The 13,693-nt window shown below is 69.6% G+C and carries 15 protein-coding genes; 11 read left to right on the forward strand and 4 right to left on the reverse strand.

From position 1 onward, the window contains the following. Window positions 1-145 precede the first annotated feature (145 nt). The 7 genes from H5411_RS22685 to H5411_RS22715 all read left to right on the forward strand — a co-directional run bounded on the left by H5411_RS22685 (window position 146) and on the right by H5411_RS22715 (window position 7,451). Window positions 146-1,843 (forward strand): sodium:solute symporter family protein, encoded by a 1,698-nt coding sequence (locus tag H5411_RS22685; RefSeq protein ID WP_183124964.1) that lies wholly within the window; start codon window positions 146-148, stop codon window positions 1,841-1,843. 10 nt (window positions 1,844-1,853) lie between these two features. Beyond that, the gene (locus H5411_RS22690) at window positions 1,854-2,129 is read left to right on the forward strand and encodes a hypothetical protein (RefSeq protein ID WP_101438083.1); all 276 of its coding nucleotides are present in this window, start codon (window positions 1,854-1,856) and stop codon (window positions 2,127-2,129) included. Between the two features lie 47 nt (window positions 2,130-2,176). Beyond that, window positions 2,177-3,184 (forward strand): DUF3558 domain-containing protein, encoded by a 1,008-nt coding sequence (locus tag H5411_RS22695; protein WP_208637434.1) that lies wholly within the window; start codon window positions 2,177-2,179, stop codon window positions 3,182-3,184. Between the two features lie 78 nt (window positions 3,185-3,262). Next, window positions 3,263-4,264 (forward strand): dihydroxyacetone kinase subunit DhaK, encoded by a 1,002-nt coding sequence (dhaK, locus tag H5411_RS22700; RefSeq protein WP_101438084.1) that lies wholly within the window; start codon window positions 3,263-3,265, stop codon window positions 4,262-4,264. Next, window positions 4,264-4,887 (forward strand): dihydroxyacetone kinase subunit DhaL, encoded by a 624-nt coding sequence (gene dhaL, locus H5411_RS22705; RefSeq protein ID WP_101441114.1) that lies wholly within the window; start codon window positions 4,264-4,266, stop codon window positions 4,885-4,887. Before dhaK ends, dhaL begins: the two co-directional genes overlap by 1 nt. Continuing rightward, a complete protein-coding gene (gene dhaM, locus H5411_RS22710) occupies window positions 4,884-5,570 on the forward strand; it encodes a dihydroxyacetone kinase phosphoryl donor subunit DhaM (protein ID WP_101438085.1) in 687 nt (228 codons plus the stop codon). Before dhaL ends, dhaM begins: the two co-directional genes overlap by 4 nt. Before the next feature lie 114 nt (window positions 5,571-5,684). Next, entirely contained in the window at window positions 5,685-7,451 is a 1,767-nt protein-coding gene (locus tag H5411_RS22715) for a 3-hydroxyacyl-CoA dehydrogenase family protein (protein ID WP_183124956.1), read from the forward strand. Here the strand turns inward: H5411_RS22715 and H5411_RS22720 are convergent. Further along, the gene (locus H5411_RS22720; protein WP_183124957.1) at window positions 7,445-7,879 is read right to left on the reverse strand and encodes a GNAT family N-acetyltransferase; all 435 of its coding nucleotides are present in this window, start codon (window positions 7,877-7,879) and stop codon (window positions 7,445-7,447) included. The two genes, H5411_RS22715 and H5411_RS22720, sit on opposite strands and share 7 nt — an antisense overlap. Window positions 7,880-7,897: 18 nt before the next feature. Next, window positions 7,898-8,413: an Lrp/AsnC family transcriptional regulator gene (locus tag H5411_RS22725; RefSeq protein ID WP_101438088.1), complete on the reverse strand. Its 516-nt coding sequence runs from the start codon at window positions 8,411-8,413 to the stop codon at window positions 7,898-7,900. Between the two features lie 59 nt (window positions 8,414-8,472). Here H5411_RS22725 and H5411_RS22730 point away from each other — a divergent pair, with 59 nt between their 5' ends. Next, a complete protein-coding gene (locus H5411_RS22730) occupies window positions 8,473-9,585 on the forward strand; it encodes a trans-sulfuration enzyme family protein (protein WP_183124958.1) in 1,113 nt (370 codons plus the stop codon). A 108-nt stretch (window positions 9,586-9,693) separates the two neighbouring features. Here the strand turns inward: H5411_RS22730 and H5411_RS22735 are convergent, their stop codons facing one another. Next, window positions 9,694-9,897: an FmdB family zinc ribbon protein gene (locus H5411_RS22735; RefSeq protein WP_183124959.1), complete on the reverse strand. Its 204-nt coding sequence runs from the start codon at window positions 9,895-9,897 to the stop codon at window positions 9,694-9,696. A gap of 45 nt (window positions 9,898-9,942) precedes the next feature. Between H5411_RS22735 and H5411_RS22740 the strand changes: the two genes are divergently transcribed. Both H5411_RS22740 and H5411_RS22745 read left to right on the forward strand, forming a co-directional pair. Further along, a complete protein-coding gene (locus tag H5411_RS22740; RefSeq protein ID WP_183124960.1) occupies window positions 9,943-11,067 on the forward strand; it encodes an alkaline phosphatase family protein in 1,125 nt (374 codons plus the stop codon). 333 nt (window positions 11,068-11,400) lie between these two features. Continuing rightward, window positions 11,401-11,706, forward strand: a complete 306-nt coding sequence (locus tag H5411_RS22745; protein ID WP_101438092.1) for a hypothetical protein — start codon at window positions 11,401-11,403, stop codon at window positions 11,704-11,706. A gap of 10 nt (window positions 11,707-11,716) precedes the next feature. Here the strand turns inward: H5411_RS22745 and H5411_RS22750 are convergent, their stop codons facing one another. Beyond that, a complete protein-coding gene (locus H5411_RS22750; RefSeq protein ID WP_101438093.1) occupies window positions 11,717-12,211 on the reverse strand; it encodes a CGNR zinc finger domain-containing protein in 495 nt (164 codons plus the stop codon). Between the two features lie 65 nt (window positions 12,212-12,276). Between H5411_RS22750 and H5411_RS22755 the strand changes: the two genes are divergently transcribed. Beyond that, window positions 12,277-13,683, forward strand: coding sequence for an MFS transporter (locus H5411_RS22755; RefSeq protein WP_101438094.1), 1,407 nt, complete (start codon window positions 12,277-12,279; stop codon window positions 13,681-13,683). The last annotated feature ends 10 nt before the right edge of the window (window positions 13,684-13,693 follow it).

Genomic DNA, 13,693 nt, shown 5'->3' on the forward strand with positions numbered 1-13,693 from the left:
GGCACGCGGAATGCACAGGTCAGCGGCAGGTTGGTGAAAAACCGCGGTGTCGGGGTGCCTCTTCGGAATCCATGCAGTACTGTGCCGGTCTGACAGGAACGATGGTGTTTTCTGTGTAAGAATGTTTGATTCGGAGGTGGCAGGGGTGCCGTTCCTCGCCGACGCGAACTTGCGGCTCGACGCGAGTCCGATCGACTACATCGAGTTGGCGTTCTATTTCGTCCTGGTGCTCGGCATCGGCTATCTCGCGCGAAGGCAGGTGTCGAGCAGTCTCGACTTCCTGCTGTCGGGCCGGTCGCTGCCCGCGTGGGTCACCGGTCTGGCGTTCATTTCCGCGAACCTCGGCGCGGTCGAGGTCATGGGCATGTCGGCCAACGGCGTCCTCTACGGACTCCCGACCGTCCATTACTTCTGGATCGGCGCCATCCCGGCGATGCTGTTCCTCGGCCTGGTGATGATGCCGTTCTACTACGGCTCGAAGGTCCGCAGCGTGCCCGAGTTCATGCGCCGCCGGTTCGGGCCGACCGCGCACCTGGTCAACGGCATCAGCTTCGCCGCGGCGCAGATCCTCATCGCCGGCGCGAACCTGTTCCTCCTGGCCAGCGTCGTGAACCTGCTGCTGGGCTGGCCGCTGTGGGTGTCGATCGTCGTCGCGGCCGCCATCGTGCTCGCGTACACCGCGCTGGGCGGCCTGTCCGCCGCGATCTACAACGAGGTGCTGCAGTTCTTCGTGATCGTCGTGGCGCTGCTGCCGCTCACCATCGTCGGCCTGGTCAAGGTCGGCGGCTGGCAGGGCCTGGTCGACAAGGTCACGCACAGCCCCGGCGGCACCGCGCAGCTGCACTCCTGGCCCGGCGACAACCTGACCGGCTTCGGCAACAACTTCCTGTCCGTGCTGGGCATTGTGTTCGGCCTCGGCTTCGTGCTGTCCTTCGGGTACTGGACGACGAACTTCGTCGAGGTCCAGCGCGCGATGGCGTCGAAGAGCATGTCGGCCGCGCGGCGGACGCCGATCATCGGCGCGTTCCCGAAGATGCTGGTGCCGTTCATCGTGATCATCCCCGGCATGATCGCGGGGGTCGTGGTGCCGGAGTACTTGAAGGACAAGGGACTTCTGCTGGCGGACAAGCCGGCCACGACCGGGGTCACCGCGAACAACGCGCTCCTGCTGCTGATGCGCGACCTGCTGCCCAACGGCATCCTCGGCATCGCGATCGCCGGTCTGCTCGCGTCGTTCATGGCGGGCATGGCGGCCAACCTCAGCTCGTTCAACACCGTCTTCACGTACGACATCTGGCAGACGTACGTGAAGAAGGACAAGCCGGACGGCTACTACCTGAGCCTCGGCCGGAAGACCACGGTGGGCGCGACCGTGCTGGCCATCGGCACCGCGTTCGTCGCGTCGCAGTCCGCGAACATCCTGACCTACCTGCAGGACCTGTTCTCCTTCTTCAACGCGCCGCTGTTCGCCACGTTCATCCTCGGCATGTTCTGGAAGCGGATGACCGCGGCGGCCGGGTGGACCGGTCTGGTGGCGGGCACCGCGTCGGCGATCACGATCTGGGCGCTGTCGCAGGCGGGCGTGCTCTCGCTCGCCGGTCAGGGCACCAGCTTCGTGGCGGCGGGCACCGCGTTCGCCATCGACATCGTGGTGAGCGTCGCGGTTTCGCTGGCCACCCAGCCGAAGCCGGACTCGCAGCTGGTCGGCCTGGTCTACTCGCTCACGCCGCGCGACGCGCTCAAGCACGACGACACCGGCGAGAACGCGGGCTGGTACCGCAAGCCGGGCCTGCTGGCCGGCATCGTCCTCGTGCTCACCATCGCTCTCAACATCATCTTCTGAGGAGGCCCGCATGACCGAGAAAACCTCGCGGCCGCACAAGGCGGGCGCCTTCGACATCCGATTGATCATCGCGCTGCTGCTCGGCGTCTACGGCGTGATCCTCACGATCATGGGCGCCGGGTTCACCAGCGACGACGATCTGAAGAAGGCCGCCGACGTGAACATCAACCTCTGGTCGGGCATCGGCCTGCTGGTGGTGACCGCGTTGTTCGTGCTGTGGGCGGTGCTGCGGCCGCTGGTCGTGCCGCCGAGCACCGAACTGGCGGAAGAGTCACCCTCCGAATAACCGGGTTGCGCCCACGTCCGGCAGCCTCGCCCGCTAGGTTGCCGGACGTGGTGCACGATCTCCGGTTCGGCCGGTTCCTCAAGTTGTCCGCCCTGGTCGCCGCGGGCGTGGTCGCGACCTCCGCGCTGTCCGCGTGCGGCGGCCCGGACCTGGGCAAGGAGAACTTCGCGCGCACGACGGTCCCCGCCGCCGGGGACAGCGGCGCGACGTCCGGCCCGATCACCGATCCCGCGGTCGCCCCCGCCGTCCTGCGCGACCTGCTGCCGTGCCAGTTCGTGGACAAGACCGCGATGAGCCCGCTCGGCACGATGCAGGGCGACGCGACCGCGTCGAGCACGCAGTTCGACGCCTGCGTCGCGAAGGCGACCGACCCGGGCGGCAAGGAAATCCGGGCGAGCGTCGAGGTCGGCGGCATCGTGACGTTCGCGTCGGACAAGACGACCGGTGCGGTCGGCGGGCTGCCGCAGGTCGAGGTGCCCGACCTCGGCGGAGGGTCCGGCTGCGTGGTCAGTGCGCTCACTGCGCGGAACCCGGACTTCGGCGTCTCGTTCCGGATCGACTACACCGGCGGCGACGCGTGCGCGGCCGGCCGCAAGCTCGTCGCGACAGCGGTCGAGAAACTGCACAACAACCCGCAGAAGTACGTGCCTGGCCCGGGCACGTTGCTCGCTGTCGATCCTTGCTCGGTGCTCGACGAGGCTGCCGTGGACGGCGTCGTGAAGGGCGGGAAGCCGCGGGCGTCCGGACTGCACTCGTGCGACTGGGGCCTCATCCCGAGCGTCCGGGTGACGATGTTCCCCGGCATCGCGCCGGCCGAGGGCGACGGCTGGCTGAAGGCCGACGTCGGCACGCCGAACCAGGCGTACGCGAAGCAGGGCACCACCTCGGGGTCGAGCTGCCAGGTGAAATGGCAGCACCGGCAGTGGAAGGAAGACCACGTCGAGGTGGTCCAGCTGGAGTATTCGAACTCCGACGCGCAGGCGGACAAGGACGACCCGTGCGGCAAGACCGTCGGGCTGGCCAAGCAGCTGGCCGGGAAACTGCCCGCGGCGTGACCAGGGGGCGCTTTGCGGCGCGCCGGGCGACCTCATAGGTTGGGGTCGTCCACGACGCCGAGGTGCCGGAGGTCCGCTATGAAGAAGATCATCAACGATCCGGCGGCCGTCGTCGCGGAATCGCTGAGAGGGCTCGCGGTCGCCCACGCCGACCTGCTGCGCGTGCGCGACGATCCGGCGCTGGTCGTGCGCGCGGACGCGCCGGTGGCGGGCAAGGTCGCGGTGGTTTCCGGCGGCGGCTCCGGACACGAACCGCTGCACGGCGGGTTCGTCGGGCCCGGGATGCTCGACGCCGCGGTGCCCGGGCCGGTGTTCACCTCTCCGACCCCGGACGCGGTGCAGGGCGCGATCGCGGCGACCACCGGGCCGGCCGGGGCGCTGCTGATCGTGAAGAACTACACCGGCGACGTGCTGAACTTCGAGACCGCCGCCGAACTGGCCGCGGCCGAGGACCTGGACGTGCGCAGCGTGGTCATCGACGACGACGTGGCGGTCAAGGACTCCACGTTCACCGCCGGGCGGCGCGGCGTCGGCGGCACCGTGCTGCTGGAGAAGATCACCGGCGCGGCGGCCGAGCGCGGCGATTCGCTGGACGCGGTGGAAGCGTTGGCGCGCAAGGTGATCGGGCAGGTGCGGTCGATCGGGGTGGCGCTGTCCGCGCCGACCGTTCCGCACGTGGGCGAGCCGAGTTTCGACCTCGGGCCGGACGAGATCGAATTCGGCATCGGCATCCACGGCGAGCCCGGACGCGAGCGGATCCCGGCGGAATCAGCCGACGCGCTGGTCGGCCGGATGGTCGAGGCGGTGGTGTCCGATCTGCCGTTCGAATCCGGCGACAAGGTGCTGCTGTTCACCAACTCGATGGGCGGCACGCCGCAGCTGGAGCTGTACCTCGCGCACGGCATCGCCGAGCGGCTGCTGGCCGAGCGAGGGATCCTGGTCGAGCGCAGGCTGGTCGGCCCGTACATCACGAGCCTGGAAATGCAGGGCATCAGCCTGACCCTGCTGAAATTGGACGACGAGCTTACGCAGCTGTGGGACGCGCCGGTGCGCACGCCCGCGCTGCGGTGGGGGATCTGATGGCCTGCACTGCCGAAGGGGTCGCGGCCGCGTTGCGCGCCGCCGCCGAAGTGATCGCCGAACACCGCACCGAACTGGTCGACCTCGACCGCGCGATCGGCGACGCCGACCACGGCGAGAACCTGAGCCGGGGCTTCACCGCGATCGTCTCCGCGCTGGAGACCGGGGTGCCGGAAACGCCGGCCGGGGTCGCGAAACTCGCCGCCACCACGCTGATTTCGAAGGTCGGCGGCGCGGCCGGACCGCTTTACGGCACGGCGTTCCTGCGTGCGTCGGCGAAGCTCGGCGACGCGGCGGAGATCGACGTTCCGCTGCTGCTGGACGCGCTGCGGGCGGCCCTGGAGGGCGTGCAGGCGCGCGGCAAGGCAGTGGGCGGCGACGCGACGATGGTCGACGCGCTGATCCCGGCCGTTTCCGCGGCTGAAGGAGCCGCGGACGGCACGATCGCGGACGTGCTCACCGCGGCTGCCGACGGGGCCGACCGCGGCGCGGAGTCCACTGTGGACTTGATCCCGCGCAAGGGCCGCGCCTCCTACCTCGGGGAACGCGCGGTCGGGCACATGGATCCCGGTGCCCGCTCGACGGCGCTGCTCCTGCGCGCGTTCGCGGAGGCGGCCCGGTGACCGTCGGAATCGTTCTCGTGTCGCACAGCGCGAAACTGGCCGAAGGCCTGGCCGAACTGGCCGCCCAGATGGCCCCGGACGTCCGGATCGTCCCGGCGGGCGGGCTGCCCGACGGCGGCGGCATCGGCACCGACTACGACGAGGTCGTCGCGGCTGCCCAGCGGGCGGACTCGGGCGACGGCGTGGTGCTGCTGTACGACCTCGGCAGCGCGCAGATGACCGCGGAGCTGGCGGTGGAATCGCTGGCCGATCCGTCCGCCGCGGTGGTGGTCGACGCGCCGCTGGTGGAAGGCGCGGTGGCCGCGGCCGTCGCGGCGCAGGGCGGCGCGAACGCCAAGACGGTGGGCGAGGCCGCGGCGAGTGCCGGGGTCGCGCCCGACCTGGCCGCGGCGGAGCCTTCGGCAGCCGGCGAGGAAGGCGTGGTGGAGAAGGAGTTCACGCTGACCAACGATGTCGGCCTGCACGCTCGGCCGGCCGCGGTCCTGGTGCGCAGCCTGGCCGAATTCGAGGCCGAGGTGTCGATCCAGCTGGGCGAACAGGAGGCGGACGCGCACAGCGTGCTGGCGCTGATGTCGCTCGGCGCGCGGCAGGGCGACCGGATCGTGGTGCGGGCTCGCGGGCTGCAGGCGTCCGAGGCGGTGGCGAAGGTGGCCGAGCTGGTCGAGTCGAACTTCGGGGAGTAAACGCGGGTTCCGTCCGGGTGACTTCGGCAGGACTGACTCGATTCCGATGTGCTTTCGAGGGTCTCGCGTGGCACAGTGAGCGGCAATTACCGGCGGGTAACCTCTGGAGGCCTCGTGGCACGGGAAATCTCGACGGTCGGTGTGGTCGGCCTTGGCACGATGGGCGCGGGCATCGCCGAAGTGCTCGCCCGCAGCGGGCTCGACGTGGTCGCGGTCGAACTCGACGACGCCGGGGTCGAACGCGGCCTCGGCCACCTGCGGCATTCGACCGGACGGGGGCTCGCGGGCGGGAAGCTCGACGAGGCCGGCCGGGAAGCGCTGCTGGGACGGATTCGCACCACGACCGCGCTCGCCGACTTGTCCGAAGTGGACTTCGTGATCGAGGCGATCCCGGAGAACCTGTCGGCGAAAGCCGAGGTTTTCGCCCAGCTGGACAAGGTGACCCGGCCGGACGTGGTATTCGCGTCCAATACGTCCTCGCTGTCGATCACCGAGATCGGCGTGCACACCGCGCGGCCGGGCAAGGTCGTCGGCATGCACTTCTTCAACCCGGCGCCGGTGCTGAAGCTGGTCGAGGTCGTGCGCACGGTGGTCACCGAGCCCGATGTGGTGTCCGACGTCGTGGAATTCGCGCAGCGGCTGGGAAAATCGCCGGTGGTGATCGGCGACCGGGCCGGGTTCATCGCGAACGCGCTGCTGTTCGGGTATCTCAACCACGCGGTGCGGATGTACGAGCAGAAGTACGCCACCCGCGAAGATCTCGACGCGGCAATGCGTTTCGGCTGCGGCTACCCGATGGGCCCGCTCGCGCTGCTGGACCTGATCGGGCTGGACACCGCGTACGAAATCCTCGACACGATGTACCACCAATCCCGCAATCGCTTGCACGCACCCGCGCCGCTGCTGAAGCAGATGGTCACCGCGGGGCAGCTGGGCCGGAAGAGCGGGCGTGGTTTTTACACTTACGACGCACCGGATTCGCCGGTGGTGGTGGATTCCGTCGCATCGTCGGGAGTGGACTCTTCGGTGACTCGCGAAGTGCGTTCCGCCGGGGTGATCGGCACCGGAACCATGGCCACCGGCATCGCGGAAGTGTTCGCCAAGCGCGGTTTCGACGTCGTGCTGCGGGCGCGCAGCATGGAGAAGGCCGAAGCGTCGGTGGCGAAGGTGAAGAAGTCACTCGACAAGGCCGTGGTCAAGGGCAAACTCTCCGAAGAGGACGCCGCGGACGCCCTGGCCCGGATCCGTCCGGTGACGGAGTTCGAAGAACTGGCCAACGTCGATCTGGTGGTCGAGGCGGTCGCCGAGGAGCTTTCCGTTAAGCAGGCGGTGTTTTCCGCGCTCGACGAAGTCGTCAAACCGGGTGCGGTGCTCGCGACCACGACGTCCTCGCTGCCGGTCATCGAATGCGCGGCGGCGACCTCGCGGCCCGGCGATGTGGTGGGTCTGCACTTCTTCAACCCCGCGCCGGTGATGAAACTGGTGGAAGTCGTGTCGACGATCGCGACCGCCCCAGACGTCACCGCGACTGCGACGGCGGTTTGCGCGGCGGTCGGCAAACACCCCGTGCAGTGCGGCGACCGCGCCGGATTCATCGTGAACGCGTTGCTGTTCCCGTATCTCAACGACGCGGTGAAAATGCTGGAAGCGCATTACGCGTCGGCGGACGACATCGACACCGCGATGAAGGTCGGCTGCAGCCTGCCGATGGGGCCGTTCGAATTGCTGGACGTGGTCGGCCTGGACGTGTCGCTGGCGATCGAGCGGACGCTGTTCAACGAGTTCCGCGAAGAGGGCTACGCGCCTGCGCCGCTTTTGGAACACCTCGTGACGGCAGGACGATTGGGTCGCAAGACGGGGAAGGGCTTCAAGGACTACTGACGCTGGTACGTGTAGAGAACGAAGCCGTCGTGGTACTTGCCCACCCGGTCGTAAAGCGCGCGAGCCGGGGCGTCTTCGAGCGTGTTCCAGTAGAGCGACGGGAAGCCGTGTTTCTCCGCGTCACTGGCGACCCACTCGATCAGCGCCGTCGCGACGCCCTTTCGCCGGACGTTCTCGTTCACGAACAGGTCGGCGAGGTAGCACTTGCCGGAGTACCAGATGCTGGCGTGGAACAGGTAGTGCGCGATGCCGACCATCGTCCCGTCGAGTCGGGCGGCGATCCCGCGCAGCCGGTCGTCGTCGAGCAGGCGCCGCCAAGTCCGGTCGTAGCTGTCGTCGGCGCGCTCGACGTCGAAGTAGGCGTCTTTGCCGCGGGCGAGGGTTTCCCAGCCGGCGCGGTCGGATTCGGTCAGGTAGCTGATCTCCACCCAGCTATCTTGCGCTGATCACCGGTCGCGCCGCCGGATGCGCGCGCCCTGGGCGGGTTCGCCGTCCGGCGGCAGCAACGGGCCGCCCTGCCACTGCTGGAACACGAGGTTGGTGTGCACGCGGGCGACCTCGTCGCGGGAGGTGAGTTCGTCCAGCACCAGCCGCTGCAACTCGGCGGCCGACGTGGTGGCGACGTGCGCGAGAAAGTCGTCCGGTCCGGTCAGGTGGTAGACCGCGCGGATTTCCGGCAGCGCCAGGAGGTGTTCCACGAACTGCTCGACCAGCGGCCGTCGGTGCGGCCGCACCTGCACGAACAGGAACGCCTCCAGCGGACGGCCCACCTTCGCCGCGTCGACCTTCGCGTGCTGGCCGGTGATCACGCCGGTCTCCCGGAGCCGGGCCACCCGGTCCAAGCAGGTCGACGGCGCGAGCCCGACCGCGGCCGCGAGTTCTTTGTTCGTCGTCCGGGCATCGTTCTGCAGCACCCGCAGAATCTCAAGATCAACCGGACTCAGTTCGACAGTCTCGCTCATTGCTGAATCTTATCCGAGATTCTTGCCCTTTAGCCGTTGTGTGCCCGAACGTGACTGCCATGACTTCCGCCCTGCGCACCCGAGCCGTCCATGCCGGTCGCGACGATCTCGCCGACCTCGGCCTGCACGCCGCCCCGCTCGACTTCTCCACGACCTACCCCGCGCGCGACAGCGCGGAGGAGGCCCGCCGGATCGACGAGTTCGCCGCGGGCGCGAACGTCACCGGCATCTACGGCCGGATCAGCAATCCGACCGTCGAACGGTTCGAGCAGGCGCTGGCGGAACTCGAGGGCTTCGACCACGCCGTGGCCTTCGCGAGCGGCATGGCGGCGGTTTCGGCCTGCCTGCTTTCCGCGGTGTCGCAAGGAAAACGGCACGTCGTCGGCGTCCGGCCGTTGTACGGCTGCACCGACCACCTGCTGACCACCGGTCTCCTGGGCACCGAGGTCACCTGGACCGCGCCCGAGAACGTCGCCGACGCCCTGCGCCCGGACACCGGGCTGGTTTTCGTGGAAACGCCCGCGAACCCGACCTTGAGCGAACTGGACATCGCCACCCTCACCGCCGCGTGCGGCGACGTTCCGGTGCTGGTCGACAACACCTTCGCGACGCCAGTGCTGCAACGCCCCGGCCGCCTCGGTGCCCGAATGGTGCTGCACAGCGCGACAAAGTTCCTGGGCGGCCACGGCGACGTCATGGGCGGCATCGTGGCCTGTGACGCCGAGGAAGCCGCGCGCCTGCGCTCCCTGCGCTTCGCGACCGGCGGCGTGCTGCACCCACTGGCCGGATACCTGTTGCTGCGCGGTCTCTCGACGCTCCCGCTGCGGGTGAAAGCTGCTTCGGAAACCGCGGCCGTCCTGGCCGAGCGGCTTGCTTCGCACCCGTCGGTACGCACCGTGCACTACCCGAAACTGGGCGGCCCGCTGGTGGCGTTCGAGGTCACCGGCGACCCGCACGCGGTGGTCGGCGCGGTTCGGCTGATCACGCCCGCGGTGAGCTTGGGCAGTGTCGACACGCTGATCCAGCACCCGGCGTCGCTGACGCATCGCATCGTCGCCGAGGACGACCGCACGGGTTCCGGCATCACGCACGGCCTGCTGCGGCTTTCGGCTGGGCTGGAGGATGTCGAGGACCTGTGGCTTGACCTCGATCAGGCACTGAAGAGCTGCTGAGCGGCTGTGCTCGCGGTATCCACCGTCGGCTGGTGGATACCGCGGGACGGCGTGCGTCCGCCAAACCGGTCGGCCTGGGCCGGTCGCCTCCGCCGCGGTCTCGCCCGGTCAGCCGCAGCAGCCGCCCCCGCAACAACCTCCGCCAGCCGGTGCCGGGGCGGAGGCCGAACCGGTGAGTGCGACCGTCGTGAGCAGCTTGACCGTGTCCGTATGCCCCTCCGGGCACGGGGCGGGCGCGCTGGACTCGGCCATCGGGCGCTGGAGTTCGAACGTCTCGGTGCAGTCGCGGCAGCGGTAGGCGTAGGTGGGCATGCGTCGATTATCGCTGGCGGGCCGCGTTGGTGGGAAGCTGTCCGGGTGGATGTGCCCCAGTACGCGGATGTTCCGCACCTAGGCCAGGTCGTTCCCGCCCTGCTCGGCGCGCTGGGCGTGCCCGGCGAGGACGGCGGTCTGGCGCTGCCCGAAGCCCGCAGCGCGTGCGTGCTCCTCATCGACGGCCTCGGCTGGGAACTGCTCGCCCAGCACGCGGCCGACGCGCCCGTTCTCACCGAACTCGCCAGCAGCCCCCTGCGCGTCGGCTTCCCGTCGACCACCGCGGCCGGTGTCGCCGCGATCGGCACCGGCCTCGCGTCGGGCGAGCACGGCATGGTCGGCTACACCTTCGAGGTCCCGGGAGCCGGCGTCCTGAACGCCCTGCGCTGGCGCTCCCACGACGACGGCAGCGACCTGCGCGGCGCTCTGCCGCCCCGGGAAGTCCAGCCCCTGCCGACGACCTTCGAACGCGCCGCTGCCGCGGGGATCGAGGCCACGGTGGTGTCCTCGGCGCATTTCGCCAACACAGCCTTGACTCAAGCGACGCAAAGCGGTGCCCGATACGCGGGGGTGCACGCGCTGGGCGACCTGGCCGCGCGGACCTTGGACGTACTCTCCTCGCGCGCGTTTTGCTATGCCTACCACAGCGAATTGGACCTGCTAGGCCACCTCTACGGCCCCGGCTCGACCGCGTGGCGGATGCAGCTTCGCCACGTCGACCGCCTGGTGGAGTCCATTGTGGACGGGTTGCCCTCCGGCGCCGTCCTGGCGGTGGTGGCGGACCACGGAATGGTGACCGTCGAGGAGAAACTGAACCTCGAGGACACTCCGGAACTGCTGGAAGGCGTCCGCGCTTTCGGCGGCGAGGTCCGCGCACGGCACGTCTACACGGAACCCGGCGCGACGGCGGAGGTAACAGCTGCTTGGCGCGAGGTCCTGGGCTCGCGGGCGTGGGTTCTGCCGCGCGAGGAAGCGATCGCGGCGGGCTGGTTCGGCACCGCGGTGAGCGACCGGGTACGCCCGCGAATCGGCGACGTCGTCGCGGCGGCGACCGGAACGTTCGGCATGGTGCGCGAACTGGCCGAAGCAGTGGAGTCGAACCTGGTGGGCCAGCACGGCTCGCTGACGTCGGCCGAGCAGCTGGTCCCGCTGGCCATCGCGCGGGGTTGATCTCTCGGGGCCGGACCGTCTCGGCGGTGGTGTTCTCGCACTGGTGAAGCGGCGGCGCAGGTTCGCGCGTGAGCTTCGACCCGCTCACTGCGACGCTCACCGTTGGGTGCGTCTGACGCAGCGAATGCCGCGTTGGGGTTGTCCGGGTAGTGCGGTGTGCTCTGGGTCCGCCCTCAGCAGGCGATGTCCTCCCGCTCGGCCTGGGCTGCCCGGTTGAAAGGTCACGTTCCCGATCACCCGGTCAGCCTGGGGGAACAACGGGACCTGTCGTCGGAGCGATCCCCGAGGTGCGTGGCTGAGCACTTCCGCCGGCGTCCGGGTTACCGTGACTGCGTGCCCAGACGAAATCGACCCGGCCGAGGCCGTTCCGGTCCCGTCGAGCGGCCGGACGCCGGCGCGGTCAGCGGCTGGGCCCGCAGCGAATCCGCTCCCGACGGCGACTGGCTGGTGCGCACCGTTCCCGGCTCGCAGGCGGCCAAGACCTACCGCTGTCCCGGCTGCGACCACGAAATCCGCCCGGGCGTGCCGCATCTGGTCGTCTGGCCCGCGGACGAGACGGGCGGCGTCGCGGACCGCCGGCATTGGCACCGGCCGTGCTGGGAGGCACGGGCACGGCGGCGGCCGAACCGGCGCTGGTGAGCGGAAACCGTTACCGCGAGAGAGCTTCCTTGCGCCGGGCCCGGTGTCGTCGGACCGCGTCCCGGTTGACGCAGGCGTGGGTGCAGTAGCGCTGCGTCCCGCTGCGGGTGAAGTCGACGAACGCGCGGCGGCATTCCGGCGCGGCGCAGCGGCTGAGACGGTGCAGGCTGGTCGAGGTCAAATACTGCGCCGCCGCGACTGAGGTGACCGCGCGCAGCATCGCGGGCAGCCGTATCCCGTCGTCCCGGTAGTGGAGATGCCAGCTGAAACCGTCGTGCGCGGTGATTCTCGGGTAGGCGGCGGCTTCGGCCAGCAGGGCGTTCAGCAGCCGGACCCGGTCCGCGTCGTCCGTCGCGTCGATGACCTCGACCCAGCGATCCAGGAACGCGCACAGCTCGGGGAAGTCCTCGTCGGCGACCGGCGGGAGCGGCCCCATTTCCGGCTCGTCCCAGTGCTGCAGCAACGCCGCCAGGTCGGCGGGGCGGTCGTTGGTGAGGCCGGTCACAAACTTGAGGAAACTCCGCTGGTAAGAGTTATGCGGCATAAGACTATTACAGCACGATTCTCGGCATGTCTCCTCTGCCGAGCCGCGCGGAGCACGCGGTTGCCGCACCGTCCTGGGTCCCGTTGACCGCCGCCTGCTTCGGCACGTTTTTGCTGCTGGTCTACACCAGCATCGTGACCGTCGCGCTGCCGGCGATCGGGGCCGAGCTCGGTGCGGGATACGGCCAGCTGCAATGGATCGTGGACGTCTTCACCGTCGCGCTCGCGGGCCTGCTGCTGGGGTTCGGCTCGCTGAGCGACCTGCTCGGGCGCAAGCGCGTCTACCTCGCCGGGCTGATCCTTTTCTCGCTCGCGACGCTCGGCTGCGGCGTGGCCGGAACGCCCGGCGAGTTGATCGCCGCGCGGGTCATGCAGGGTGTCGCGGGCGCGGCGATGTTCGCGACGATCCTGCCGCTGGTCGGACTGACTTACGAAGGCCGGGACCGGGCCCGCGCGTTCGCGGTCTGGGGGACGGTGGCCGGGGTGGCCAGCGCGATGGGCATTTTCTCCGGCGGCGTCATCGCGCAGTTGCTCGGCTGGCGGTGGATTTTCTTTGTTTCCCTGCCCTTGTGCGCGGTCGCGATCGTCCTGGCGGCGACGTCGTTGAAGGAGAGTCCGCGAGCGCCCGGCCGCCGCGTCGACTACCCCGGCATCGTCACGTTTTCGCTCGCCGCGACGGGCCTGACCTATTCCGTCATCACCGGCGGCGACCGCGGCTGGTCCTCCGCCGGGGCGGTGATCGGATACCTGGCGACGGTGGTGGCCATCGGCGCGTTTGTGGTCGTGGAACGCCGCAGCCGCGCGCCAATGGTGCCGACTGGCTTGTTCGCGACGCGCCGGTTCCTCGGCGTGCTGCTCGTCGCGTTCAGCTATTACTTCGCCGGATTCGGGGCGCTGCCAGTGATTTCCCTGTGGCTGCAGAACGCGACCGGACTCAGCTCGGCGGCGACGTCGGCGGTACTGGCGCTGCAGGTGGTGGTGTTCGTCGTGGTGTCGGCGCTGCTCAGCGGACGGTTGCACGCCAGGTCGCCGGGCCAGGTTCTGGGCGGCGCGACGGTCCTGCTCGGCCTCGGCTGCCTGACCGCGGTCGCCGTCCTGCTCAGCCCGACCTGGACGGCCCTGCTCCCGGTGTTGATCCTGACCGGAATCGGCGCGGGCATCGTGTCCCCGGTCTTCCCGGCCGTGGCGATCGCATCGGTCCCCGCGGACTACGGCGGCACAGCCGGCGCGGCCGCGAACAGCTCCCGGCAACTCGGCCTGGCGCTCGGAATCGCAGTATCCGGCGCGGTCTACGCGACCCACGGCGAGGGAAGCACCGGGGCGACACACGGGGTGCTGCTGGTGCTGCTGCTCTTCGGCGTGATCGCCGTAACGAGCGGTCTCGTCGGCGGATGGTTGTTGCGGGACAACGCCAATCGCCTTAGCCAAGCGTGACCCGCCGTCT

Source organism: Amycolatopsis echigonensis (genome assembly GCF_014174495.1).
Lineage (GTDB): Bacteria > Actinomycetota > Actinomycetes > Mycobacteriales > Pseudonocardiaceae > Amycolatopsis > Amycolatopsis echigonensis.

What these genes read in the sequence shown, in the direction of transcription:
- H5411_RS22730 (WP_183124958.1), top strand. Translation starts at nt 8,473, where the DNA reads ATGACTTCCGCCCTGCGCACCCGAGCCGTCCATGCCGGTCGCGACGAT.
- H5411_RS22690 (WP_101438083.1), top strand. Translation starts at nt 1,854, where the DNA reads ATGACCGAGAAAACCTCGCGGCCGCACAAGGCGGGCGCCTTCGACATC.
- dhaL (WP_101441114.1), top strand. Translation starts at nt 4,264, where the DNA reads ATGGCCTGCACTGCCGAAGGGGTCGCGGCCGCGTTGCGCGCCGCCGCC.
- H5411_RS22735 (WP_183124959.1), bottom strand. Translation starts at nt 9,897, where the DNA reads ATGCCCACCTACGCCTACCGCTGCCGCGACTGCACCGAGACGTTCGAA.
- dhaK (WP_101438084.1), top strand. Translation starts at nt 3,263, where the DNA reads ATGAAGAAGATCATCAACGATCCGGCGGCCGTCGTCGCGGAATCGCTG.
- H5411_RS22725 (WP_101438088.1), bottom strand. Translation starts at nt 8,413, where the DNA reads ATGAGCGAGACTGTCGAACTGAGTCCGGTTGATCTTGAGATTCTGCGG.
- H5411_RS22755 (WP_101438094.1), top strand. Translation starts at nt 12,277, where the DNA reads ATGTCTCCTCTGCCGAGCCGCGCGGAGCACGCGGTTGCCGCACCGTCC.